22 protein-coding genes and 1 pseudogene are annotated in these 24,892 nt (G+C 70.2%); 7 read left to right on the top strand and 16 right to left on the bottom strand.

The window, feature by feature from the left end:
* The coding region (locus ACZ4WS_RS45865; RefSeq protein ID WP_467989873.1) for an aldehyde dehydrogenase family protein at window positions 1-798 on the top strand (798 nt) is incomplete at its 5' end.
* Complete coding sequence (locus tag ACZ4WS_RS45870) at window positions 798-1,574, top strand: GntR family transcriptional regulator (protein WP_467989875.1); 777 nt, start codon at window positions 798-800, stop codon at window positions 1,572-1,574. The genes ACZ4WS_RS45865 and ACZ4WS_RS45870, both read left to right, overlap by 1 nt.
* A 95-nt stretch (window positions 1,575-1,669) precedes the next feature.
* On the opposite strand, the gene ACZ4WS_RS45875 is transcribed toward ACZ4WS_RS45870, so the two are convergent.
* From ACZ4WS_RS45875 to ACZ4WS_RS45910, 8 genes are all read right to left on the bottom strand, one after another.
* Complete coding sequence (locus ACZ4WS_RS45875) at window positions 1,670-2,518, bottom strand: sugar phosphate isomerase/epimerase family protein (RefSeq protein WP_467989877.1); 849 nt, start codon at window positions 2,516-2,518, stop codon at window positions 1,670-1,672.
* Between the two features lie 155 nt (window positions 2,519-2,673).
* Window positions 2,674-3,561, bottom strand: coding sequence for a sugar phosphate isomerase/epimerase family protein (locus tag ACZ4WS_RS45880; protein WP_467989879.1), 888 nt, complete (start codon window positions 3,559-3,561; stop codon window positions 2,674-2,676).
* Window positions 3,558-4,505, bottom strand: a complete 948-nt coding sequence (locus ACZ4WS_RS45885) for an NAD(P)-dependent oxidoreductase (RefSeq protein ID WP_467989881.1) — start codon at window positions 4,503-4,505, stop codon at window positions 3,558-3,560. The genes ACZ4WS_RS45880 and ACZ4WS_RS45885 overlap by 4 nt, the downstream gene beginning before the upstream one ends.
* A gap of 4 nt (window positions 4,506-4,509) precedes the next feature.
* Window positions 4,510-5,727: a Gfo/Idh/MocA family protein gene (locus tag ACZ4WS_RS45890; protein WP_467989884.1), complete on the bottom strand. Its 1,218-nt coding sequence runs from the start codon at window positions 5,725-5,727 to the stop codon at window positions 4,510-4,512.
* Window positions 5,724-6,533, bottom strand: a complete 810-nt coding sequence (locus tag ACZ4WS_RS45895; RefSeq protein WP_467989886.1) for an HpcH/HpaI aldolase family protein — start codon at window positions 6,531-6,533, stop codon at window positions 5,724-5,726. Before ACZ4WS_RS45895 ends, ACZ4WS_RS45890 begins: the two co-directional genes overlap by 4 nt.
* Complete coding sequence (gene iolD / locus ACZ4WS_RS45900; protein ID WP_467989888.1) at window positions 6,530-8,494, bottom strand: 3D-(3,5/4)-trihydroxycyclohexane-1,2-dione acylhydrolase (decyclizing); 1,965 nt, start codon at window positions 8,492-8,494, stop codon at window positions 6,530-6,532. The genes ACZ4WS_RS45895 and iolD overlap by 4 nt, the downstream gene beginning before the upstream one ends.
* Before the next feature lie 43 nt (window positions 8,495-8,537).
* On the bottom strand, window positions 8,538-9,980 hold the full coding sequence (locus ACZ4WS_RS45905; RefSeq protein WP_467989890.1) for an aldehyde dehydrogenase family protein: 1,443 nt from the start codon (window positions 9,978-9,980) through the stop codon (window positions 8,538-8,540).
* A gap of 399 nt (window positions 9,981-10,379) precedes the next feature.
* Window positions 10,380-10,658, bottom strand: a complete 279-nt coding sequence (locus ACZ4WS_RS45910) for an Atu4866 domain-containing protein (protein ID WP_467989892.1) — start codon at window positions 10,656-10,658, stop codon at window positions 10,380-10,382.
* 346 nt (window positions 10,659-11,004) lie between these two features.
* Between ACZ4WS_RS45910 and ACZ4WS_RS45915 the strand changes: the two genes are divergently transcribed.
* From ACZ4WS_RS45915 to ACZ4WS_RS45930, 4 genes are all read left to right on the top strand, one after another.
* Window positions 11,005-11,760 carry an Atu4866 domain-containing protein gene (locus tag ACZ4WS_RS45915; RefSeq protein ID WP_467989894.1) on the top strand — a complete coding sequence of 252 codons (756 nt, stop codon included), beginning with the start codon at window positions 11,005-11,007 and terminating at the stop codon, window positions 11,758-11,760.
* 321 nt (window positions 11,761-12,081) lie between these two features.
* Window positions 12,082-13,371, top strand: a complete 1,290-nt coding sequence (locus ACZ4WS_RS45920; RefSeq protein WP_467989896.1) for an amidohydrolase family protein — start codon at window positions 12,082-12,084, stop codon at window positions 13,369-13,371.
* 135 nt (window positions 13,372-13,506) lie between these two features.
* Window positions 13,507-14,736: an MFS transporter gene (locus ACZ4WS_RS45925; protein ID WP_467989898.1), complete on the top strand. Its 1,230-nt coding sequence runs from the start codon at window positions 13,507-13,509 to the stop codon at window positions 14,734-14,736.
* Between the two features lie 129 nt (window positions 14,737-14,865).
* Window positions 14,866-15,300, top strand: coding sequence for a carboxymuconolactone decarboxylase family protein (locus tag ACZ4WS_RS45930; protein WP_467989900.1), 435 nt, complete (start codon window positions 14,866-14,868; stop codon window positions 15,298-15,300).
* Between the two features lie 256 nt (window positions 15,301-15,556).
* Here the strand turns inward: ACZ4WS_RS45930 and ACZ4WS_RS45935 are convergent, their stop codons facing one another.
* The 7 genes from ACZ4WS_RS45935 to ACZ4WS_RS45965 form a co-directional block, all read right to left on the bottom strand.
* Entirely contained in the window at window positions 15,557-15,691 is a 135-nt protein-coding gene (locus tag ACZ4WS_RS45935) for a hypothetical protein (protein WP_467989902.1), read from the bottom strand.
* 527 nt (window positions 15,692-16,218) lie between these two features.
* Window positions 16,219-16,638 carry a glycoside hydrolase family 9 protein gene (locus ACZ4WS_RS45940; protein ID WP_467989959.1) on the bottom strand — a complete coding sequence of 140 codons (420 nt, stop codon included), beginning with the start codon at window positions 16,636-16,638 and terminating at the stop codon, window positions 16,219-16,221.
* A gap of 78 nt (window positions 16,639-16,716) precedes the next feature.
* A complete protein-coding gene (locus ACZ4WS_RS45945; RefSeq protein WP_467989904.1) occupies window positions 16,717-18,144 on the bottom strand; it encodes a cellulose binding domain-containing protein in 1,428 nt (475 codons plus the stop codon).
* A gap of 61 nt (window positions 18,145-18,205) precedes the next feature.
* Window positions 18,206-19,720, bottom strand: a complete 1,515-nt coding sequence (locus ACZ4WS_RS45950; RefSeq protein ID WP_467989906.1) for a beta-N-acetylhexosaminidase — start codon at window positions 19,718-19,720, stop codon at window positions 18,206-18,208.
* Between the two features lie 40 nt (window positions 19,721-19,760).
* Entirely contained in the window at window positions 19,761-20,600 is an 840-nt protein-coding gene (locus tag ACZ4WS_RS45955; RefSeq protein WP_467989908.1) for a carbohydrate ABC transporter permease, read from the bottom strand.
* Window positions 20,597-21,586, bottom strand: a complete 990-nt coding sequence (locus tag ACZ4WS_RS45960) for a carbohydrate ABC transporter permease (RefSeq protein ID WP_467989910.1) — start codon at window positions 21,584-21,586, stop codon at window positions 20,597-20,599. Before ACZ4WS_RS45960 ends, ACZ4WS_RS45955 begins: the two co-directional genes overlap by 4 nt.
* Before the next feature lie 35 nt (window positions 21,587-21,621).
* The gene (locus ACZ4WS_RS45965) at window positions 21,622-22,890 is read right to left on the bottom strand and encodes an extracellular solute-binding protein (RefSeq protein WP_467989912.1); all 1,269 of its coding nucleotides are present in this window, start codon (window positions 22,888-22,890) and stop codon (window positions 21,622-21,624) included.
* 270 nt (window positions 22,891-23,160) lie between these two features.
* Here ACZ4WS_RS45965 and ACZ4WS_RS45970 point away from each other — a divergent pair, with 270 nt between their 5' ends.
* Window positions 23,161-24,000: a GntR family transcriptional regulator gene (locus ACZ4WS_RS45970; RefSeq protein WP_467989961.1), complete on the top strand. Its 840-nt coding sequence runs from the start codon at window positions 23,161-23,163 to the stop codon at window positions 23,998-24,000.
* Window positions 24,001-24,239: 239 nt separating this feature from the next.
* Here the strand turns inward: ACZ4WS_RS45970 and ACZ4WS_RS45975 are convergent.
* Window positions 24,240-24,797: pseudogene (locus tag ACZ4WS_RS45975) on the bottom strand (SDR family oxidoreductase); the annotation flags it as partial.
* Between the last annotated feature and the right edge of the window lie 95 nt (window positions 24,798-24,892).

Genomic DNA, 24,892 nt, shown 5'->3' on the forward strand with positions numbered 1-24,892 from the left:
ACCACCGCCGCCGCCAACCACAAGCGCGTCCAGGCCCTCGGCGGCGCCAAGAACCACATGCTGGTCCTCCCGGACGCCGACCTGGACGCGGCCGCGGACGCCGCCGTCTCGGCCGCCTACGGCTCCGCCGGCGAGCGCTGCATGGCCATCTCGGCCGTCGTCGCCGTCGGCTCGATCGGCGACGAACTGGTCGAGAAGATCCGCGAGCGCGCCGAGAAGATCAAGATCGGCCCCGGCAACGACCCGACCTCCGAGATGGGCCCGCTCATCACCGCCGTCCACCGCGACAAGGTGGCGTCGTACGTGCACGGCGCGGCGGCGCAGGGCTCCGAGGTCGTCCTCGACGGCACCGGCTACACGGTTGACGGATACGAGGACGGCCACTGGATCGGCCTCTCGCTGCTCGACAAGGTGCCGACGTCCGCGGACGCGTACAAGGACGAGATCTTCGGCCCGGTGCTGTGCGTGCTGCGCGTCGACACCTACGAGGAGGGCGTGGCCCTCATCAACGCCTCGCCGTTCGGCAACGGCACCGCGATCTTCACCCGGGACGGCGGCGCCGCCCGCCGCTTCCAGCTGGAGATCGAGGCGGGCATGGTCGGCGTGAACGTGCCGATCCCGGTGCCCGTCGGCTACCACTCCTTCGGTGGCTGGAAGGACTCCCTCTTCGGGGACCACCACATCTACGGCAACGACGGCACGCACTTCTACACCCGCGGCAAGGTCGTCACCACCCGCTGGCCCGACCCGTCCGACGCCCCGGCGGGCGTCGACCTGGGCTTCCCCCGCAACCACTGATGAAGGCCGGACGCCGGAAAGCGGCCGACGGTACGACTGTGCTCGACATCGTCATCGATCGCATGAGCCCGGTACCGCTGTACCACCAGTTCGCCCAGCAGTTGGAGCAGGCCATCGATCACGGCCTGCTCCTCCCGGGCGCCCTGCTCGGCAACGAGATCGACCTCGCCGGACGACTCGGCCTGTCACGGCCGACCGTCCGGCAGGGCATCAAGGCCCTGGTCGAGAAGGGGCTGTTGGTACGGCGTCGGGGCGTCGGCACCCAGGTCGTGCACAGCACGGTCAGGCGCCCTCTGGAACTCACCAGCCTCTACGACGACCTGGAGGAGGCCGGGCAGGCACCGAGCACACGGGTGGTACGCAACGACGTCGTGCCCGCGTCCGCCGAGGTCGCCGCAGCGCTGGGTATCAGGAAGGGCGACAGCGTGGTCCGGTTGGAGCGGATCCGGTACGCGAACGGACTCGCCATGGCCGTCCTGCGCAACCACCTGCCGACCGACCTGCTGCTCGATCTCGACACGGAGCTGCTGGAGGCCACGGGGCTGTACCGGCTCCTGCGCGCGGCCCGCATCAGTCTGCACAGCGCGCATCAGGCGATCGGCGCTGGAGCGGCCACCGCCGAGGAGGGCGAACACCTCGGGCAACCCGAGGGCGCACCCCTGCTCACCGTGCGGCGCACGGCGTACAACGCCGCTGGGGAGGCCGTGGAGTACGGCACGCATCTCTACAACGCGGCGCGCTACGTGTTCGAGTTCCAGCTGCTCATGCGGAGGTAGGGCCTAGGCACGGCCAGGCAGCCGATCCGCACCGGCAGAAAGAAGCAGGGGTGGCGGGGACGACCGTGGTTTCGTCCCCACCACCCCTGCGGCATTTACTTCACCAGCGTCGCGGCACTCCGGTACGCCGCTGCGGCGGCCTCCCGCACCGGCAGCGCACGGTGCGTGTCGGAGAGGATCTCCACACCCCAGGGGCCGTTCCAGCCGGCCGCACGGAGCGCGGTGATGATCCCCGGGAGGTCGAAGGAGCCCTCTCCGCACAGGCGACGGCGATGGACGGTGTCCTCGAAGAGCGTGCCGACGACATGACTGTCGGCGTCGTTGAGCTCCACGCCCACGATCCGCGACCCCGGTACGTCCGCCAGGTCGGCGGGTGGGGTGTGGGCGCGCTCGGTGTGCCAGACGTCGATGATGAGGCCGCCCGCCGGGTGACCGGCGGTCTCGACGAGCCGGAGTCCGTCGTGCACGGTCTTGAGGTTGGACCAGGGCAGGAACTCGACCCCGAGCCGGGCGCCCACACCGTCGGCCTGCGCCGCCAGCGTGGCGAACTCCTTGGCCCAGACGTCCAGGTCCCAGGGTTCGTCCGCCACGTCGGGGCCGATCTTGAAGGTGCGTGCGCCGAGCGCCTCGATGGCCCACAGCATTCCGACGCGGACGGCGTCCGACGCGGCCCGCCGGGGTCCTTCGGCCCACCAGTCAGTCAGCAGCTCCAACTCGATGTGGCTGATCCCGTTGTCCTCGAAGAGCGTCCGGACACCGGCGAGCCCGTACTCGCGCTCGGCTTCCACCAGGTCCGCGTACAGCAGCCCGAAGCCCTTGAATCCGGCGTCGGCCGCCGCTTCCACCCGTTCCCGCAGGCTCAGCGGACTGCGCTGGTCTTCCTGGTCGGGAGCGGCGTCGCCCGCAGTGGTCCAACAAGTGGCCAGAAATTCGTCAGCGGTCATTTCTGTTTCCTGGATTCCTCATGTTCGGAAAAGACGCCAGCACGCAACGAATGGCAATACAAGAACAGGCGCGCGTCGCCTCGGCATTCTTGGATGCCCCGCACAGCCAGTCAATCCCTCAGAAGACATCAAAAACACATCAGGCCTGTATACGGCTACGCGACACCGCGCAGCACCGCGCGCAGATGCTCGGCGCTGGCCCACACATCCTCGACCGGCCCCTTTTCCTTGGGCTCCTCGGTCAGGATGGTGTCCTGTTCCAGGACGTACCAGCCGTCGTAGCCGCGTGCGCTGAGGTGGGTGACGATGGCCTGGACGTCCACGTCTCCCGCTCCCAGCGGGCGGTACATGCCCTTGCTCACGGCCTCGGTGTAACTGAGGTGTCCGGACTGGACCTTGGCGGCGAGGGAGGCGTCCACATCCTTCATGTGGGTGTGGGCGATGCGCTCGGGCGCCTGGCGGGTGAGTTCGGCGGGGTCGGTGCCGCCGATGAGCAGGTGCCCGGTGTCGAGGCAGAGCGAGATCGCCGAGTGCTCCAGGACGCGTCGGACCTCGTCGCCGTTCTCGATCATCGTGCCGACGTGCGGGTGCAGGACGGCGCGTACGCCGCGTTCGGCGGCCAGCGAGGCGAGCCGGTCGAGGTTGGACAGCAGCAGCTTCCAGCCGTCGGCGTCGAGTTCGGGGCGGGAGTCGTAGCCGTCCTGGCCGGTGACGGCCGACAGGACGAGAACCTCCGCCTTCGAAGCGGCGTAGCTCTCCAGGAGCTGTTCGGCCTCGGGCAGCGGGTCGTGTCCGGGCACGTGCAGCAGCAGCGGGGTGAAGCCGCCGACCGCGTGGAGGTCGTGGTGGGCGAGGACCTGGGCCAAGGCGTCCGGCTCGCCGGGCAGGAAGCCCTCGGGGCCGATCTCGGTGGCGGCCAGGCCGACTTCGCGCATCTCGTTCAGCACTCGTTCGGGCGTCAACTGGTAGCCCCAGCCGGGGACTTCGCACACGCCCCAGGAGATGGGCGCGCCGGCGATCCTGTTCAGGGGTGAGGTGATCATGCCGTGGCCTTTCGGTGGTTCCAGTCGGGGTTGGCGACCGCGGCCGGCGGGCGGCCCGCGAGGACGTCCGCGACACCGCGGGCGGCGTCGACGAAGGTCAGGGTCATCGCCCGGCGCGTCATGCCCATCAGGTGCGGGGTGAGGACGACGTCGGGATGGTCGAACAGCGGATGGTAGAGGGCCGGCTCGGGGTCGAACACGTCCAGTCCGACGCCCGACAGCCGGCCCGACTCCAAGGCGGCCAGGGTGGCGTCCGGGTCGACCAGGCCACCACGGCCGCAGTTGATCAGGATCGCTCCCGGCTTGACGCGGGACAGCAGCCGCTCGTTCACGAGGTGCCGGGTGCCCTCGACGAGCGGCGCGTGCAGGGTGAGCACGTCGCTCGACTCGGCCAGTTCACCGAGATCGGCGCAGGCGAACTCGGGCGGTGGAGGGCTGAACGGGTCGTGGGCGAGCGTCCGCATCCCGAAGGCGGCGGCGAGTTCCCCCACCCGGCGGCCGATGCGGCCGTAGCCGACGATCCCCAGGGTGGCGCCGTCCAGGTCACCGACCGGTACGGCGTTCCGCTCGGCCCAGCGGCCGTCCCGTACCAGGTCGGTCAGCGGTCGCAGCCGCTTGGTCAGGTGCAGGGCCATGGCGAAGACGCCCTCGGCCACGGCCCGGCTGCCGCTGTTCGGGGTGATGACCACGGCGATCCCGCGGGCGGAGGCCGCCGCCACGTCGACCAGGTCGACGCCGACGCCGGTGCGGGCGATGACCCGCAGCCGTGGCGCCCGCCGAAGGAGGTCCTCGTCGACCCGCCGGTCGGCGCGGACGATGGCGCCCTCGGCGACCGCGAGGTCGTCGGGCGTGGGATCGGTGACGAAAGCGACCCGCTCCCCGAGGACGGGGCCCACCGTGTCGGTGTCGACGGGGCCGAGGGCCACTACGACGTGCTCGGTCATACGATCAACTCCGCACCGGATGACCGAAGTTCGCCCCAGGCACCTCGGGCACCGGCTGCCAGGAGCCGCTCGCCGCGGAGGCCGCCGCGGCCGCGATCACCTCGGCGACGGCGTGCGCGTCCTCGATCGTCGAGTTGTGGTGCTCGATGCCGGCGACGGCGGCGAGGAACTTCTTGGCCTCGATCACCTTCAGGTCGTCGTAGCCCATGCTGTTGCCCGGGCCGGGCTGGAAGCTGGCGTAGTCGCCCATGTGACCGTTGCCGAGCACGGTGGTGTAGCCCTGGTGGGGGCCGCTGCGGTCAAGGGCGACGCGGAGTTCGTTCATGCGCTCGAAGTTCCAGGTGACCGAGCCGTCGGTGCCGTAGATCTCGAAGCCGATGCCGCACTGCGGGCCGACGATGATGCGGGACGCCTCCAGGGTGCCGACGGCACCGCCGCTGAAGCGCACCAAGGCGGCGCTGTAGTCGTCGTTCTCCACGGCCGCCATCTCACCGTCCTCGATCACCGCGAAGTGTGTGCCCGAGCCCATGGGCAGGATCGGGCGCTCGGTGTAGACGGTGCTGGTGAGCGCGGAGACCTCGTCGATCGGGGCGACGACGTAGCTGACGAGGTCCACGACGTGGCTCAGCAGGTCGCCGAGCGCGCCGTGCCCGGCCAGGTCTCGCTTGAAGCGCCAGGACAGGGCACCCTTGGGCTCGGAGGCGTAGCCGGAGAAGAAGGTGGCGCGCACGTTGGTGATACGGCCGAGTCGCCCCTCGGCGATCAGCGCGCGGGCCCGTTCCACGGCGGGGGCGTGCCGGTAGTTGTAGCCGATGGAGGTGACGACCCCGGCCGCGCGGGCCGCGGCGGCGACCTCGGCGGTCTCCTCGGCACCGCGCCCGACGGGCTTCTCGATCCAGAACGGCTTGCCGGCCTTGGCGGCGGCGATGCCGATCTCGTGGTGGAGGAGGTTGGGCGCGCAGATCGAGACGACCTCGACGTCCGGGTCGTCGAGGACGGCGCGGTAGTCGGTTGTGGCCTTCGCGTAGCCGAGGACGTCACGGGCGTAGGCGGCGCGGTCCTCGGCCGTGTCGGCGGCGTGGACAAGGCGGGGCTTGATGCCCAGCTCGGGGTAGACGGAGGGCAGGGCCTGGTAGGCGCGGCTGTGGAGCTTGCCCATCCAGCCGACGCTGATCAGTCCGACGCCGATCTCGTGTGCGGCGCCCGGGGTGGTGGGGGTCATGATCGTGTCTCCTGAGAGTCCTGAGAGTCCTGGGGCTGGGGCCGGGCCTGATCGAGCGCGGCGGACAGGGCTGCCGCGAGCAGGGTCGCGTCGGAGCCGATGCCGATGAACGTCCAGCCCTCGGCCCGTTTGGCGGCCGCGGCCGCACCGTCGGGGACGAGCAGTCCGCAGGCCTTGCCGTGCGCGGCAGAGGCCTTGCGGACGCGCTCCAGAGCTTCTCGGTAGACCGGCGCGGTGAAGTCGCCGGGCACACCCAGGTCGTGGCTGAGGTCGCGGGGGCCGACGAACAGGACGTCGACGCCGTCCAGCGCCGCGATCGCCTCGACCTCCACCAGGGCGGCCGCCGACTCGATCTGGACCACACCGAGAAGCTCGCCCTCCCGGTCCAGAGCCCCGGCATCGAGTCCGAAGCGGCACGCCCGGTTGTAGGTGGCCACGCCCCGGTCCCCCGCAGGCGGGTACCTCAAGTGCCGTAGCGCTTCCACGACTTCGGCCGCCGTGTCGAGGCGGGGCAGCATGATCCCGGCGGCGCCCAGGTCGAGGACGCGGCCGATGCGGATGCGGGCCGCGGACTCCACCCGTACGAGGGTCGGGACGCCGTAGGCCGCCGCGATCGGGATGGTCGTACGGGCCTGCTCCTCTCCCCCGGCGCCGTGTTCGAGGTCGAGCAGCAGCCAGTCGGCGCCGGCGGCGGCGCACACCTCGGCCGTGACCGGGGAGGCGGTGCCCACGAAGGTGCCCAGGGTGACCTCGCCGGCGGCGAGTCGGGCGCGCAGGCGCCCGTGATCCAAGGGAGAGCGATTCATCCGTACCACCTCTGCGACGCCAGACCCTCTTCGTACTCGCCGCGCAACTGCGCGACCGCTTCCTGCTCGGAGACCTCGGCCGGGGCCACGTCCCACCAGACGCCTGCGCCGGGCAGGTCGGCGTGCGGGATCACGGGGACGACCAGGACGACCGGGCCGTCGTGGTCGCGGGTCTCGGCCAGCGCGATACGTACCTCGTCGGCGGTCGTGGCGCGGAGGGCACGAGCGCCGAGGCCCTCCGCGGTCTTGACGAGGTCGACCTGGAGGTAGTCGCCCTCCAGGCGCGCGGGCTTGCCTGAGCCGATCTCCAGGCTGCCGTCGCGGTAGCGGAACTCGTTGCCGAACTCCCGTCCGTTGCGCAGCATCTGGAGGCGGTGGATGACCTGGTAGCCGTGGTTCTCCGGGATCACGATCGTGAGCGGGAGCCTCTCCTGGGCGGCCGTGACCAGTTCGGTCGGCGCCATGAGGAAGGTTCCGTCGCCCAGCAGGGACAGCACCCGCTTCGACGGGTCCGGCTCGGCGAAGCGGACGCCGATCGCGGCGGGCAGTTCGTAGCCCATGCAGGAGAAGCCGAACTCCAGGTGGGCGAAACGGCCTTCGGTGGCGTCCCACACCTTCTGCAGGTCGCCGGGCGGACCGCCGGCGGCGGCGATGATCGTGTCACCGGACCGCGCGTGCTCCTGGAGCAGGCCGATCAACTGGCCCTGCGTGAGGACCGCGTCGGTGTCGCCTACGACGTCGGAGTCGCCGGGCAGCGACGCGTCGTCGAAGGGGATATCCGGGTCGAGCGCGGCGGCACGCTGCTCCCGCCACCGCTCATCCAGGGTGCGCACCTTCTCCTGCCAGTCCGCCGCTGTGGTGGTGCCGTTCGCGCGTACGGCGTCCGTCAGCGCGGCCAGGGCCCGCTTGGCGTCGGCCACGATGCCGGTCGCGCCCAGGCGGCCCGCGTCGTGCACGTTGACGTTGATGCTCGCGAAACGCACGTCCGGGTTCTGGAAGATGGAGTGCGAGGCGGTGGCGAAGTCCGTCAGCCGCGAGCCCACGGTGAGCACGAAGTCGGCTTCCCGGGCCAGGGTGTTGACCGCCGGAGTGCCCTCCAGACCGATGCCGCCGAGCTGCCACCAGGCGCGGCGCTGGACCGCGCCCTTGCCGGCGAACGTCTCCGCGACGGGGACGCCCGCCACGTCGGCGAGGGCCTCCAACTCGTCGGTGGCGCCGGAGTACACGACCCCGCCACCGGCGATGATCAGCGGCTTCTCCGCCTCGGCGAGCATCCGCGCGACCACCGCGATCTCGTCGGCGTCCGGCGCCGGTCGGCGGATCGGCCAGTCGTGCTCGACGAAGAACTCCGCCGGGTAGTCGTAGGCGTGGGACTGGATGTCCTGCGGGAGGGAGACGACGACCGCACCGGTGTCCACGTCGGTGAGCGCCCGCATCGCCGCGGGCAGCGCGGTCAGCAGCTGCTCGGGCCGGGTGATGCGGTCGAAGAAGCGGGACACGGGCCGGAAGGCGTCGTTCACCGAGGCGTCGGCCTCCACGGGGTGCTGCAACTGCTGCAGTACGGGCCCCTGGTGACGGGTCGCGTACGTGTCGCCCGGCAGCAGCAGGACAGGCAGCCGGTTGACGGTGGCGAGGCCCGCCCCGGTCACCATGTTGAGAGCGCCCGGGCCGATGGAGGCGGTCACGGCGAGGGTGGCGTGCCGCTTGGTCGCCTTGCCGTAGGCCGTCGCGATGTGGACCAGCGCCTGCTCGTTACGGCCCTGGACGAAGGGGAGTTGGTCGCTGAGCTGGTCGAGGGCCTGGCCGAGGCCGGCCACGTTGCCGTGGCCGAAGATGCCCAGCGCGGCCGGTATGAGGCGGCGGCGGTGGCCGTCGGCCACGGAGTACTGCCGGGAGAGGTAGGTGACGACGGCCTGGGCGACGGTGAGGCGCACCGTGCCCTGTTGCGTCCGGTCGGTCATGAGTCGGCTCCTGATCGGGGATGTGTACGGGGACGCGGCCGCGTCACCAGGGGCGGCCGTGCAGAACGATGGTCTTGACCTCGGTCATCTCGCTGACCGCGGCGCGGGGGCCTTCCTTGCCGTAGCCGCTGCCCTTCAGCCCGCCGTACGGCATCAGGTCGGCACGCCACAGCGGCGTCCAGTTGATGTGGACGGAACCGGCGTCGATCTCCCGGATGGCCCGGACCGCGCCGGCCACGTCGGAGGTGAAGATCCCCGCACCGAGGCCGTAGGCGGTGCCGTTGGCCTGGGCGATGGCGGACTCCCAGTCGGCGGCCGAGCTGACGGCGACGGCGGGTCCGAACAACTCCTGCTGACTGAAAGGGGAGTTGGGGTCGACATCGGCCACGACGGCCGGGGTCACCACGGTCCCGTCGCGCTCGCCGCCGGTCAGGACGCGTGCGCCGTCCGCCCCGGCCTGCACGATGGCCCGCTCCACCCGTTCCGCCTCGGCGGTCGTGATCAGGGAGCCCATGGTCGTCTCGGGGGACGACGGGTCCCCGGTCCGGATGGCCCGGACCTTGGGGACGAGAGCGTCGAGGAAATCGGCGGTGATCTCGGGGTGTGTGATCACTCGCTGGACGGAGATGCACACCTGCCCGGCGTTGACATAGCCGCCCAACGCGACAGCGCTTGCGGCCAGTTCGAGATCGGCGTCGGGCAGGACGACGACCGGGCAGGAGGCGCCCAGCTCGAGGGAGAGCTTCTTCACCCCTGCTACCCGCGCGATGTGCTCGCCGGTCGCCGTGGAGCCTGTGAAGGAGATCTTCCGTACGCGGGGGTCGGTCACGAGGGCGTCCCCCAGCACCCCGCCGGAGCCGACGAGCACCGACAGCACGCCCTCGGGAAGCCCGGCGTCCACGAAGCAATCGGCGAGCGCCAGCGCGGTCAGCGGTGTCGAGGTGGCCGGCTTGAGGACGACCGCGTTGCCCGCCGCGAGCGCGGGCGCCAGTTTGTGCAGCACGAGCAGCGAGGGGTAGTTGAACGGGGTGATGGCCACCACGACACCGCACGGCTGGCGCAGCGTGAAGCCCACCTTGTCCAGCCCGGTGCCACGGTTGGCGTCCAACGGCAGGGTCTCACCGTAGAGTTGGGTGCCCTCGAAGGCCGCGAGGCGGATCAGGTCCCCGGAGCGCGCCGCCTCGCCGGTGGCCTCGGTGATGGTCTTGCCCGACTCCGAGCTGATGGTCCGCGCGATCTTGGCAGCTCGCTGGTCGGCGAGCTCCGCCGCACGCAGCAGGATCGTCATCCGCTCGTGAGCGGGTGTACGCCGCCATACCGCGGCACCCCGCTCCGCCGCCGCCAGGGCCACCTCGACGTCCTCGGGGCCGGCCACCCCCACGGTACCGACGGTCGAGCCGTCGAAGGGCGACGTCACGTCCCGGGTCCGTCCCGACCCTGCCGACGCTTGCCATCGGCTTCCGATGAGTAGTTCCGCAGGCGCCATTGCCTTCTCCCTCCAGAAACCGTCAAGGCTGGTCCGCGGCCCCCGAAGGAGCTCCCGAGAGACCTCTCACAAGGCCGAAGGAGTACCGAGCAGCCGACGGCCAGGCCGTTTATCTGGGCGCAACGGTAGGTGGGCCGCAGGGCATTACTGAAGGGGCGGAATCCATCATTATTACGTCATTGGATACATCTTTTTTCCATCATCTGCGGTTCCGGTGTGCTCGCACTGGGTGGATCATGCACGCCGTCGTAAGGTCGGGCGCCGATCCAACGCGGGCCGCTGCGAAAGGCGTCGGCGTCAGCCTGAGGGCAACCTTCGGCCCCTTCCCGCCACACCTCCGCACCTGGGCCGGGGTGGCGGAGGCGGTCACCTGCAGGTGGGCCTTGGTCATGGTCAGGCTCACTGCCGGGCGTGCTCGTCGCCCTCGCGGTAGAGCACCAGGTGCTCGTGGAAGAGAACGCCGTCGCGGACGTCGCCGGTGGCGGTGAAGCCGGTGTCGTCGACGTAGTCGATGTGGTTGCCGGTGACGGTGTAGCTGCCGGTGTAGGCGCTCTGGCGGTTGCCACGGGCTTCGTCGTAGCGGCCGTCGGGCAGCAGTTCCTGGCGGATGAAGCCGTCCGCGGTCACCCACATCCCGACGTACGGGTGTGGGACGCGGGGCGTGTCGTTGCTGGTCATGGCTCTACTGTCGGCCCGGCGGCCGGTGGCAACCAGGCCGCCGTCTCCCCAGGTGAGGGCTTCCTGGGTGCCGCGCACCCAGCATCGCGAGCGACGGGGCCCTTCGTGCGGTACGGCAGCGGCGCGGGCCGTCCGAGACCGCCCCATGCCCCCTCCGTCGCAGCGGCGGGACGGATCCTGGGTGCCCGGCACCTGGGGACACCGCGGCCTGGTTCCGATTCCACCGCGCGACGAACCTGGTGGTCAGGCAGCCGCCGTAGCTGCCGAACCCTCGCCTCGGACCTGCACCGGCGCTCATTTCGCGCAGCGGGGACACCGACGAGGCGACTCCACTGAGGAGCATGCAATGAGCATCACCGACACCGGCACCGTGAGCTGGAACCCCGAGGCCCTCGACGAGATCCTCTCGAACGACGAGGGGCGTCCCGTCCTGTTCACCAACGCCCGCATCCTGACGATGGACCCGCTGATCGGGACCATGACCGGCGCCGACCTCCTGTTCGTCGGCTCCCTGATCGTGGGAGTCGGCCCGGGCATCGTCACCGCGGCGGCGGACGACAACGCCATCGTCGTCGACTGCACCGGCATGACCATCGCCCCCGCCGTCGTGGACACCGTCGCGCTGGCCGGTGGCCGCGGCCACCGCTCGGAATACGTCGCGACGCTGCCCCCGGGCAACACCACCGACTTCCTGGTGCTGCCCGACGAGCTCGCCGCCGATGTGCCGAGCGCGGTGGCGGCCCTCATGACCGTGCCGGAGCAGGTCCGCGCCCTTGTCGCGGGCGGCCGGCCGGTCCTGTGGGCCGGTACCGACGTCCCCGGCCGGGCCACCGCCCCCGAGGCGGGCATCCCGGCCGCTGAGGACCTGACCGGCAGCCCGCGCATCGGCGTCTGGATCGACAAGAACGACTTCCTGCACCAGGGCCTCACCGCCGACGGCCGCTACGACGAGACCCGGGGCGGCCGCCCACACGCCTACCAGGGCCGGTACTGGATCGACGGCGACCGCATCAACTACCTGGACGACCTCGGCTTCTGGGCCTACGGAGAGTTCCAGGGCGACGAACTGCACCACGCGGGCTACGTCATGAAGCTCGGCTGACCTACCCACCGGTCGGCGCACTCACGGTCCCGATCCTGGGTGCGCGACACCTGGGGAAACCGCGGCCTGGTTGCCGTCGCGGGCGCGACCGAGGCTGGTGTTCGAGCAGCCTCGGCCGCCCCCGGCGACCCACCCTCCCAGCCCTCTCCAGCGGACGGCCCATCCTCCCGGCCCTCTCCGCCGTACGGAAAGAAGACCTCTCATGAACGTCAACGACACCACCAGCGCCGCCGTGCTCGAGGAGCTCCGGCGCCGGCCCGCCGACCGGCGGCGCATCCTGTTCACCGGCGCATCCTGTTCACCGGCGCGACCATCGTCACCATGGACCCCGACCTCGGCGTCATCGACGGCGGCGACCTCCTCGTCGAGGGTGACACGATCACCGCCGTCGGCCGCGCCCTCGGCGCGGGCGACGCCGTGGTCGTCGACGCCACCGACACGATCCTCACCCCCGGCTTCGTCGACACCCACCGGCACGCCTGGGAGGCCCAGCTGCGCCGGATCATGCCGGACGTCGACGACCTCGGCGGCTACGTCATGGCCACCCTGGCCGGCTACGCCACGGTCTACCGGCCCGAGGACATGTACATCGGCACCAGGCTGGCCGCCCTGACCGCGATCGACAGCGGCATCACGACCATGCTCGACTTCTCCCACAACTCCCGCACCCGCGAACACTCCGACGCCGCGATCGAGGCTCTCGTCGACACCGGCATCCGCGGCGTGCACGCCTCCATGGGCCCGCACTTCGGCGAGTGGGACCGGCAGTGGCCCGGCGACCTGACCCGCATCAAGGACCAGTACTTCAGCAGCGACGACCAGTTGCTCACGCTGCGCCTGGCGACCCTGGCCACCGACGAGATCGCCGGACCGGCGCTCGCCTACGGCCCTGAACTCGCCCGTGTCGCCAAGGACTTGGGCAGCGGCGTGAGCGTGGACGCCGTCTTCGGCACGTCCTCCTCCGAGGCGGTCCTGCGCTGGGCCAAGGACGGCGTTCTCAGCCCCGACGTCACCCTCATCCACTCCACCGGGCTGACCTCCGAGGCTTGGAAGGCGATGGGAGAGACCGGCACCACCGTGGCCCTCGCCCCGACCTCCGACGCGCAGATCGGCCTGGAGACCGCGATCCCCGCCGTCGACGAGGCCCTGTCCGTCGGCATCCGCCCCGGACTGAGCATCGACGTCGAAGTCGCCCTGGCCAGCGACATGTTCACGCAGATGCGGGCCCTGCACGCCATTCAGCGGATGCGCGCGGTCAACGCCGCCTACGGCACCGACCAACAGCCCTCCCGCATCACCACCCACGACGTCCTCGACTTCGCCACCCTCCAGGGCGCCCACACCAACGGCCTGGCCGGTGTCACCGGCTCACTCACCCCGGGCAAGAAGGCCGACCTGCTGGTCATCCAGGCCGAGGACCTCAACAACATGCCGCTCAACGACCCGATCGGCACGATCGTGCTGGGCTCCGACGCCCGCAACATCAGCGCCGTCCTCATCAACGGCGAGCCCCGCAAGTGGGACGGACAGGTCCTCGACGTCAACCTGGCCGCCCTGCGCAGCGAGGTGCACGCCTCGCGCGAGTACGTGCTGAACACCCCCTCCGTCTGAGCATCCCCCTCCATCGTCCCCCGGCCGTTCCTCCCCCGGCCGGGGGACCCACCGAATCCCGGTGGTGCCATCGGCCGATCGTGCCGCGCGCAAACACGCGGGGCGGCGACCAGACGCCCCCCTTCTGGAGTTCCCATGTCCCACCCCACCACGTCCCCCCGGCACGCAGCCGGGACCAGCACACCGGACCACCCGCCGACCTGGGCCCCCGCCGCACCGACGATCGCACTGCTGACCGCACTCGGCGTCCTGATGGTCGGCCAGATGTACACCGTCCTGGCCCTGCTGCACCCCATGGCCACCGCGCTCGGCACCACACCGGAGCAGGTCACCTGGACCGCGACGGCGTTCGGCTTCGCCTACGCCGCCGGATTCCTCCTCGCCGGTCCCCTGTCGGACCGCTACGGTTCGCGTGCCGTGATCACCGCCGGGCTCGTTGCCGCCACGGCAGCCACCCTGGCCGTCAGCGCCGCCCCCAACCTCGTCACGGCCATCGCCCTGCGCAGCGTGCAGGGACTCACCGCCGCGACCTTCGCGCCCTCCGCGCTCTCCTACGCCGTCCACCACATCGCGCCACAGCGCCGCGGCACCGCCCTGACCTGCATCACCAGCGGCATGTTCGCCGCCGCCGTCATCATGCAGATCGGCGCCCAGGCCGTCGCGGCCGGGCTCGGCTGGCGCGCGGTCTTCTGGCTCAGCGCCGCCCTCATGGCCCTGAGCCTGATCCCGGTGCGCCGCGTGCTGCGGCCCACGCTCCACCACGACACCGGGGGCGGGCTGCGCCAGGCGTTCGCGGCGATGCCACGGCTGCTGCGCCGACCCCGTCGGGTCACCCTGTACCTGTCCACCGTGGCCCTGATGTCCGCCTTCGTCGCCGTCTACACGGCGGTGGCCATCGCCGGACCGCCCAGCATCGCCGGGAACTCCTCCGCGATCCTCGCCCTAAGGGCCAGCGCGCTGCCCGCCCTGGTCGCCGTCCCCGTGCTCGCCCCCGTGCTCCAGCGCCTGGCCGCACCCCTGCGCGCTGTCCTCGCCTTCGCGCTGGCCGCCCTCACCGTCGTAGCCGGCTCCTTCCTGGGCGGTCACACCGTGCCGCTGGCCATCGCCCTGCTGCTGTTCGTGACAGCCGTCGCGGCAGCGGCGCCCGCCGTCGTCGAGACCATCAACGCAGGCGCCCCGCACGCACGCGGCGCGGCCGTCGCCCTCTACGGATGCAGCATGTTCATCGGCGCCAGCCTGGGCCCGCAGCTCACCGGCGCTCTCACCGGCCTGGGCTTCGGCGGCATCCTCCGTGTCGTCGCCGCCGCGCTCGTCCTGGGCGTCCTCCTGGCCCTGCCCGCTCTCCGCCACCACCGCGCCGAATAGCCCTACTCGCACCCCGTCCCTTCCCAGCACAACGCCTTCGAAGGAGAAGGAGGTGCCCCTCCCGCATGAACACCGAGACCCGCACATCAACGCACAGGCCGCCTGACGGCAGGAAGAGGAAGCGGAGCCATGAGCACCCATGACAGAACGAAGGACCGGCAGGAGCGTTTCGACCACGGCATGGCCGTACTGTCGAGCATCGACGGCGAGAGCGGACAGAAGGTCATCGACTCGCTGGCCGACATCTCCCCCGAGCTGGGACACCAGGTGGTTGCCTGGGCATTCGGCGAGATGTACAACCGCCCGCAACTGGCCCCGCGGGACCGCCAACTGGTCACCCTGGGCATGCTGACGGCCCTGGGCGGCTGCGAGCCGCAGCTCGACGTCCACATCAACGCAGCCCTCAACGTCGGCCTGAAGCCTGATGAGATCGTCGAGGCGCTGCTGCACGCCGCCGTCTACTGCGGCATGCCCAAGTCCCTCAACGCCACCTTCGTCGCCAAGAAGGTCTTCACAGAGCGAGGCGTACCGACCCAACCGGACTCCCAGAAACGCTGCTCCTGAGCACGCCGTGGCCCGGTTCCCCGTACGTCGGGCCGCGAGGCCTGTGGTGACCGTGCGCCCGGCACCGCGCGCCGCACCGTTCAGGAAGTGCTCGATGCAGAGGAGGTCCGCCTGAGGAGGAAAGCGAATCACCCAGCGACAGCATCGTCCCGGGACAACGCCGTGCACTCCTAGGAGGACGACGTAAGCCCCATGCGGCTCGGGATCCTCGAGGTAGGCGACTCTCGCCGATGCGAGGCTGATGCTGAGCGAGCCTTCAACCCCTGTCGGGTCGACGCCTGGTGCGAGGCGGCAGGCTCGGCCACTCCCGGCGCCGTTGCCGCCTGACGCCGTCGCCGGCGTAGGCGAATACCGCCAGGTCGGGGTAGGAGTCGTGATCGTAGTCGGCCACGGGCAGCTACAGCGTGACCGCCACCGGACTGGGTAATCCGCCGGCACCCGCCGAACCCGGTACCGGTGCGCTGCGGGCGGGCTTCACCCGGTGCGCGGGCGAGGGCGGCACCTGCCCAAGTGCGCCTCCCAGAACGGCACTTGCCCGGCCGCAGCGGGACAGCCGGTGATGTACGGCGCCTTCGGAGCGTTCACCACGCTCAAGGCCACCGGCGACACCCCGTGCACCGACGCCACGTTCAGCGACCCGATCCCCGGCGAGTCGAAGGCCTGCTACACCGCCACCAGCGGCCCGGCCGGCTACGCCACGGCCTGCTCGGACGAAGACGGGACGTGCGCCCTCAGCGGACAGCGGACCATCGCCTACGGCGCACGGGGCAGCTTCGTGTACAAGTCGTTCACCGGCGGCACCGGCTGCACGACGGTGGCCTTCGGCACCGATCCGCCGGCCGGCGTGCGGAAGGGCTGCTACCTCACCTCCCGAGGAACGCGAGGACAGCCCCGTCGATGTGCCGGGGCTGTCCTGGGCTACTGGCCGTCCGCTTGTGCGGTCAGGGCAAAGGCCAGCAGTGCCGTCGTCGTGAAGTCCAGTGCGGGCTCCACGGTCTGCCAGGCGCCCACGTCGTCGACGTACCGCGCGCCCTTGCCGTCGAAGTCGGTCCAGGCACCTGTCGGCGGAGTGGCTGTGCACTTCTTCATGCTCGGGAAGCCGTTCAACTCCTCCAGCTTCGAGGCGGCGTTGGGGCCGTTGACCACGGCGCCCCGCAGGATGGCGCCCTTGCCGTCGTGGCTGCCCCTGAGGTTGGCCAGCTGGTGTTCCGGGCAATGCGGATAGAGCGCTTGAGATCCGCTTCGGCCAGAGTCCGCGCGAGGTCTACCGCGAACCCCGCACCACGCAGCTGAGCAGCGACGACGGGCCCCAGTTCGGGATCGTCCTCCAAGACCAATACGCGCATGGCCCGGAGCTTAGACGGTGTGGGCGCCGGGGCCCGGTGATCCGCCAGGCCCCGGCGCCGGGCCATGGGATCAGCTGCTGGGGACGGTGTCCTGGAACGTGGTGCCCGCGCTGCGGTACGCCGTCACCTTGGCGGCGACCTGGGCCGGAGTGAGGACCTGGTCCTTGACGTGCAGGACATAGTCGACCTGCTCGTCGTACGCCCGCGCGGTGGTGCTGGTCAGGCCGCCGAAGTCGATCAGCCACTGGTTGAAGTTGATCGACATCGGCCGCTCCGGCAGGTACGCGGCGTCATGGGTGCCGAAGAGCTGTCCGTCGATGTAGTACTTGATGCTGCTGTTGTCGATGGTCAGCACCAGGTCGTGCCAGCCGTTGTAGCTCTGGCGGCTCTCGGTGTGCTGGTTGACCGCCACCCACGGATCGGCCTGGTACGTCTCCCAGGACGTCGTGTACAGGATGTTCGACGTCTCGCCCCAGCCGCCGTTGGGCAGGTACTCGAAGTCGTACTCGGCGTAGTCGTCCGCCAGCGGTGCCGTGAGGTCGTTGATGGTGAAGAACGTCTGGACGAGGTGGTCGCCGTCCGGGCCGGACTTGGGCGCGTCGCTGAACTTGACCCGGGCCGCGTAGGTGCCGTTCTTGAACTTCCTCGAATTGGTGAGGATCTCGGTCTGCTTGGTGCTCTCCCCGGTGCCGGAGGTCGAGGTCTCCAGGTTCATGATGGAGTTGCCGCTTGTGGTGGCGAAGGTGATGTTCTGGGGCGCCCAGGTGGCGCCGGACACGCCGGGTCCGCCGGAGTTGGAGCGCACGCTCCAGCCGTTCGCCGAGATCTTCGGGTCGCTGTAGCCGCTGTAGTTGAAGTCGTCGAACAGCGTGGCGGCGTCGGCCGGAGGATCGGTGGGCGGGTCGGTGGGCGGGTCCGTCGGCTCGTTGCCCGCCGGGGCTGTGCCCCACACGGTGGTGCCGGCCAGCTGTGCCGTGACCTTGGACCAGTCGCCGTACGACGTCTGGGAGGCGCCGAAGGAGTAGTCGTCGCTCTGGTTCAGCGACGCCCACGTCGACTGGTAGAAGCGCAGCTGCATGTCGCCGGTGTCGGCGCCCGGGGCGAGCGAGCCGGCACCGGAGGTGAAGCCGATCTCCAGGTAACGGTCGGCCGTGGCCGTCGGGTTGGCGAGCGTACCGAAGGTGCCCGTGACGTTGGCGCAGCCCTTGACGGCCCAGGAACAGGCGAAGCGATACGTCGCGCTCGCCGAGTCGGCCTTGAAGTAGTAGCGGATCTTGACGTTCGCCAGTTGTACGGTCGTGGCGCCGGTGTTCTTCACCTTGAACCAGGGTTCGGCCTGGTCGGCGCTGGCTCCGGTGGCGCTCGTACGGTACTGGACGCTCAGCCCGTCGGTGGCCGCGCTCGCGGTGGCCGGGAGTGCGGTGAGCGCGGCGGCGCCCATGGCCACCGCGACGGCGGCGGATGCGGTGGTGCGCAGCCTGTTCTTCGCGAATCTCATCGTTGTTCCTCTCCAGAAAGGTGGGGGTGATTCCCGGAACGGGACAGGATCAGGGGTGGTGTCAGGGGTGGCGCTGGACGCCGAGCGCGTCAAGCCGGGCCGCGTGCTCGCCGAGGCGGGACCGGAAGTCTGCCCACTCGGTCGCGCCGCTCCAGCCGCGGTCGGCGAGGGCGCACAGCCGCGGGTAGGTGAGGTACTCGATGCGGGCGGGCGTCGTGACGAACTCGGTCCACAGCTGGGCCTGGGTGCCGAGCACCCGCCCGGCTACGTCGGCGTCCGCGTCCTCGGGTACGGGGTCGTGGGCATGTACGGCGCGCAGATCGATGACGGTTCCGGGCTGGGCCGGCGGCTCGTGCGGGTCGTCGGACTGGGCGTAGTCGAGGTACGTGGCCCGGTGGTACGCGCTGACGACGGGGTGGCCGCGACGGGCCGCCGTCAGGGTGTGGGCCGAGTCGCGCCAGGTCATCACGGTGAAGTCGAGGGGCAGTTCGGCGCCGGTCTCCGCCCAACCGACTGGGCGGCGTCCGTTGCGGACGAGGAAGTCGCCGATCCGTCCGAGGAACCAGCCGTGCAACGCCTCGGGGTTCGACAGGCCCTCCGCCACCGCTCGTTCGCGTGCGGCGACACTGTGCGTCCACTCGGTGGTGGGGCACTCCTCGCCACCGACGTGGATGTACGGGGAGGGGAAGACGTCCATGACCTCGTCAAGGACGGTGCGGCAGAAGTCGAGGACCTCGTCATGGACACCGAGGACGGTGTCGCACACGCCCCAGCGCGTCCAGACGTCGAGGGTGCGCTCCGGGTGGTTGCCCAGTGAGGGGTAGGCGGCGAGGGCGGCGCGTCCATGTCCGGGCATCTCTATCTCCGGCATGACGGTGACGCCGCGAGCGGCCGCGTACCGGACCAGATCCGCGAGTTCGGCCCGCGTGTACGACCCACCGTGCGGGATGCCGTCGTACGAGTCGCTACCGGCCGGGCCCTTCTGGGACTCGGCGCGGTGGCCGCCGATCTCGGTGAGCTTGGGAAAGGCGGCGACCGGCATGCGCCAGCCCTGGTCGTCGGTGAGATGCAGATGGAACACGCTGATCTTGTGCAGGGCCAGCAGGTCGACGTACCGGCGCAGGTAGGAGACGGGCTGGAAGTGGCGGGCCACGTCCAGCATCGCGCCGCGCCAGGGGTGACGCGGGACGTCGGTGATGTCGGCGCACGGCAGCAGCCACCGCGTACCGGGCTGCGGGATCGCCGACAGGGCCTGCGGGGGCAGGAGTTGACGGATCGTCTGGATGCCGCGCAGCAGGCCGGTGGGGTGCGCGGCGCGCAGCAGCACGGCGTGCGGGTCGATGGCGAGGACGTATCCCTCTTCGCCCAGGTTGCCGAGGCCGGGGTCGAGCGCCAGGGTGAACTGGCCGTCCGGGGACGGCCGTAGAGACAGTCCGGTGGCTGGGGCGAGCAGGGTGCGCAGCAGGTCTGCGGCGGGTTCGGCGCCTGCGCCGAACCGCAGAGTGATGCTGTGGTCGAGCGTGAAGTGGCCGGGCCGGAACGCGGCCTCGGTGGGGCGGGGTACGAGGGCGGGCATGATCGCCTCCGGAACGGGGTCGCGGGGTGGGTGTGGGTGGTCAGCCCTTGACTGCGCCGGCCGCGAAGCCGGAGGTGACGTGGCGTTGGAGCAGCAGGAACACCACGAGTGCCGGGGTGGCGAAGAGGGTCGAGGCGGCCATGGTGGCGCCCCAGTCGGTGCCGAAGACGTTCTGGAACGAGGACAGCCACACGGGCAGGGTGCGGTTGTCCTGCTGCTTGATGATCAGGAAGTTGGCGTACGTGAACTCGTTCCAGGCGGTGATGTAGCCGAACAGCGAGGTGGCCATCAGACCCGGTGCCAGCAGCGGGAACGCCACGTGCCGGAACGCGCCGAGCCGGGTGCAGCCGTCGACCTGTGCGGACTCCTCCAGCTCCGGGGGGATCGTGGCGATGAAGCCGCGCAGGACGATGACGGTGAAGGGGAGCGTCATCATGAAGTAGACGAGGGTCAGGGTCGGCAGCCGGTCGAGCATGTCGGTGTCCCGGGAGATGATGTAGACCGGGATGATCAGTGACTCCCAGGGCGCCATCTGGGCGACGAAGACCATGAGCATGAACTGGCGTCGCCCCTTCCACTGCATCCGGGCGACCGCGTAGCCGGCGCCGAGCGCGATGACGAGGGCGAGCAGGACGGCGCTCAGCGTGACGAGGATGCTGTTGCGCCAGAACAGGCCGAAGCCGTCGGCACCGACGGCGGTGCGGAAGTGGTCGAGTGTCCAGGTCTCCGGGACGAGCCGGGGGCTGTCGGACTGGATGTCACGGGTCGGGGTGAATGCGGTGGCGACCATCCAGTAGACCGGGAACAGACAGACCACGACCGTGACGACGGCGGCGGCGTTCAGGGGCAGGCGGCGGATGCGGGGCCGGGTCGTGCTCATGCGAGCTCGTCCTCCTGGCGGAACATCTGGCGGAAGTAGAAGACGAGCACGCCCGACATCAGCACGACGGTGACCATGGAGGCCGCTGAGCCGAGGTCATAGCGCTGGCTCGACAGGGCGGTCTGCACCGCGTACACGGGCAGGATCGTGGTCGCGTCGCCGGGCCCGCCGTTGGTCATCACCCAGATCTGGACGAACGCCTTGAACGTCCAGATCACCTCCAGCGAGAAGACGAGCATGAAGATCGGCCGGACCATCGGGAAGGTGATGGAGCGGAAGATCCGCGGCCCCGATGCCCCGTCGATCCGCGCAGACTCGTACAGCTCGGCGGGGACAGTGGTGAGGGCCGAGTAGAGGGTGATCGCCGCGAAGGGCACGGACTGCCACACGACGAGGGCGACCACGATGGCGAAGGCGGCCGGCCCGTGCGCGAACCAGGGGTAGCGGTCGAAGGATTGGAACCCCAGGTCCGTCAGGACCGAGTTGACGATGCCGAACTCCGAGTGGAACAGCCACTGGAAGACGGTGGTCGCCGAGATGACGGGCATCGCCCAGGTCAGCACGAGCGCGCTGAGGACCGCGATCCGGCCGAACCGGCCGAGCCGCTCGACCATGAGCGCGACCAGCGTGGACAGCGCCATGATCAGGACGACGTTGACCGCCATGAAGAGGAAGGTGCGGCGCACGACCTCCCAGAAGTGGCCGTCGCCCAGCAGCGTCTCGTAGTTCTTGAATCCGACGAAACGTGCGTCGCCCACGATGAGTTGGCGTAGCCCGAAGTCCTGGAGTGATATCACCACGGCGCGGACGAGGGGATACACCAGCAGGTAGAGCGTGCCGAGGACGGCGGGCGCGATCAGGGCGTACGGCCAGATCGCGCGCCCGGCGGTCTTCGACGGGCGGCGCGGTCCCGGGCCGGTGGAGCGTCGGGGTGGCCCGGTGCCGAGTGGGGGGCGGGGGGCGGTCTGCTCTCGGACTGCCGACACGGCGCTCCTCCTTCCGCTGCTGCGTGGACGACGCTTCAGGAGCCGGAGTTCATCGCCGTGGTGATGGCCTCGGACGCGGTGGTGGCTTCCTTCTGGGGATCGCCACCGGTGAGTACGGCCGTCATGTAGTCCTTGATCGGGTTCTTGGCCTCTACGGCGGCCCAGCCGGGGGTGTTGGGTGTGGCGTGGCCCTCGGCGGCGCCGACCGCCATGGCCGCGGCGCCCGGGTCGGCGGCGACCGCGCCGGCCAGGGTGGTCTTGTTCGGGACGTAGCTCATGGCGACGGCGAGCTTCTTCTGCCAGGTGTCGCCGGTGAGTTCCTTGATGAAGGTGTAGGCCGCGTCCTGCTTGGTGGACGCCGTGGGGATGACGAGGTCGGAGCCGCCGGTGAAGACCGCGCCGGGGGTGTCGGCGGTCTTCCCCGGGATCGGGAAGAAGGCGAGCTTGCCCTTCAGCGCGGGGTTGTTCTGGACGACGACGTTGGCGCCGCCGGGCGTCGAGATGACCTGGGCGACCTTCCCCTTGGCCATGACGTCCGCCTGCGGGGGGTTGGCCTCGTCGGAGTCCTTGGGGCCCCTGCCGAGGGCCTGGAGCTTCTCGTAGAACTCCATGCCACGGATCGCCTCGGGGGTGTCCAGGCTGCCCTTCCACTTGCCGCCGGACTCGGTGGCGAGGTCGCCGCCCTCGTCCCAGACGAAGCCCGAGAGTGTGTACCAGTTCTGGCCGGGCAGATAGATGCCCTGCGTGCCACCGGTGTTGAGTTTCTTGGTGGCGGCGATCCACTGGTCGCGGGTCTTGATGGCGGCCGCGTCGATGCCCGCCTCCTTGAAGAGGTCGGTGCGGTAGATGACGACGCGGTTGGCGGCGTAGTACGGAATGCCGTACTGCTTGCCCTCGTAGGCGCCCGGCTCGGCGAGGCCCTTGAGCCAGTCCTTCCCGCCGAGCTGGTCGACCTTGTCGCTGAGGTCGAGCAGTCCCCCGCTCTGCGCGAACTGGGCGACCTGGGTGTTGCCGGTCTCGATGACGTCCGGTGCGTCGTTGCTGGCGAGGGCCGCCGTGACCTTCTCGCCGATCCCGTCCCACTCCTGGATCTGCACCTTGACCTTGATGTCCGGGTGAGCGGTCTCGAAGCCCTTCACGAAGTCGTTCTCGAACGCGGCCGAGACACTGTCACGCATCAGCCAGACGTCGATGATGGTGCTCCCGCCGGAGCTGTCGTCGGAGGCATCGGAGGAGCTACTGCAGGCACTCAGCCCGGCCGTCATCACGAGCACGGACACACCGGCAAACAAGCGGAGCTTCACGGTTCACCTCTGGAGGACATGACCTAACCACCTGACCAGTGAGGTCCACTGGTCAGCTCACCTCTTGATGTGGGGATGAAGGTGGCATAGACCAATCGAAGGCGTCAACCCCCTGCGCCTGGAAGGATTTTGGCGCGCTGGCCAGTCAGGAACTGGACGATCACCAGTTGGCGGCAGTTACACTTCCCCGGTCACGAGGGCGGTTGCGGGCGACCACTGGTCAACTGGTTAACTGGGCAACTGGGGATTCCGCGCATGAGGGAGTGCAACATGGAGGCCGACGAACCAGGTGCGGTGCTCAAACGGGAGCGCGTTCGCGACTTCATCCTCGACCTCGTCGAGTCACACCGCCCGGGGGACGCGATCCCCTCCGAGCGCTCCCTGTGTGCTCAACTGGGGGTGTCCCGCCCGACCCTGCGCGCGGCGGTCGACGAACTCGTCGCCGCGGGCCTTCTGGTACGGGAACACGGTCGCGGCATGTTCGTGGCACCCGAGAAGATCACCCAGGAACTCGTCTCCGGTCAGCAGACCATGACAGTGCCTCAGGCCTCCGGGACCTGGTCGAGCCGCCTGCTGGAGTTCACCACCATCCCGGCAGGCGCGCGCGTGGGCCGCAAGCTGCGCATCTCACCCGCCGCCGAGATCGTGTACGTGGCACGGCTGCGCCTGGTCGACGGCGCCCCGATGGCCATCGAGCATCTGCACATCAAGGCCGATCTGGTCCCCACCCTGTCCGCCCAGGAACTCGAAGCCGGCGACCTGTACGAGCACCTGCGCGAACAGCACGGCGTGCATGTTCAGGAGGCAGTACAGGCTATCGAGCCGACCGTCGTCACGCGCGCCGAGGCCGAACTGCTCGACGTGCCCGAGCTGTCCCCGGCGCTGCTCTTCGAGCGGCTCACCTCGGACACCACCGGCCAGCCCGTCGAATACGTCCACTCCATCTACCGCGGCGACCGCTACCGCATCGTCTCCCGACTCACCCTCGGCCCCGCAGCCACAGCGCCGCCGGACCGGCTCGGCCACCACCCCGGCATCCCCCCGGGCGACTTCGCCCACCGCGACACCATCGCATCCTCCACACGCGGGGACATCCAGTCGGCACCGTGAGCCACTGCGGGTTCCCGGCGAGAGGTGTACGGAGAGCCTGGCCAGCGCCGGTCTGCCCTGAGCGCGGCACCGACTGACGGCGGGCCTCCGGTCCGATCGAAACCGGCGTCGCTGATGAGCCGCGCGGTGATGTCCTCCGCCTTCTGGCAGCCGCTTCCAGCCGGTCCGTCTCCGCCGACGCGTCAGGGCGGGGAGGAACAGCCGGAACGCTGTTCCTCCCCGCCCTGACGGGACGGACTTCAGATGGCTTGGGCGGTCGGCATGATGGTGATCTCGGTGAGGTTGACGTGACGCGGGACGGCGGCCATGAAGGCGACGGTTTCCGCGATGTCGGCGGACTGCAGGCAGTCGATGTCGTGGATGAGGTCGGCCATCAGCTGGGAGGCGTCGGGGTCGGTGACGTGGTCGGGGAGTTCGGTGTCGACCATGCCGGGTTCGATGGTGGCCACGCGGACCATCTTGGGACCGAGCTCGACGCGGAGCAGCCGGGTGAGGTGGCTGATGTACGCCTTGGTGCCGGAGTAGATGGAGAACTTCGCCAGGATGCGGGTGGCCGCGATGGACGAGGTGTTGATCAGGTCGGCGGGCCTGCCCTGGGCCGCGGAGTCCGTCAGGTGGGGAAGGAACGCGGCGATCACGTTCATCAGGCCGCTGATGTTGAGGTCGATCTGGCGCTGCCAGTCGTCGACCTTGAGCTCCTCGATGCCGGAGATGAGCTGGACGCCGGCGTTGTTGAACACGAGGTCGGCCTTGCCGAAGCGTGCGGCAACCTGGTCGGCGGCAGTCTGGACGGCGGCGCGGTCGGATAGCGGTGCGTCCGTCTACCGACACTCGATTCGACAGACAGCGCGCGCCGGCTCGGACGCCGACGCGCACATCGCACGGCGCCAGG

The organism is Streptomyces sp. NPDC029292 (assembly GCF_055569295.1).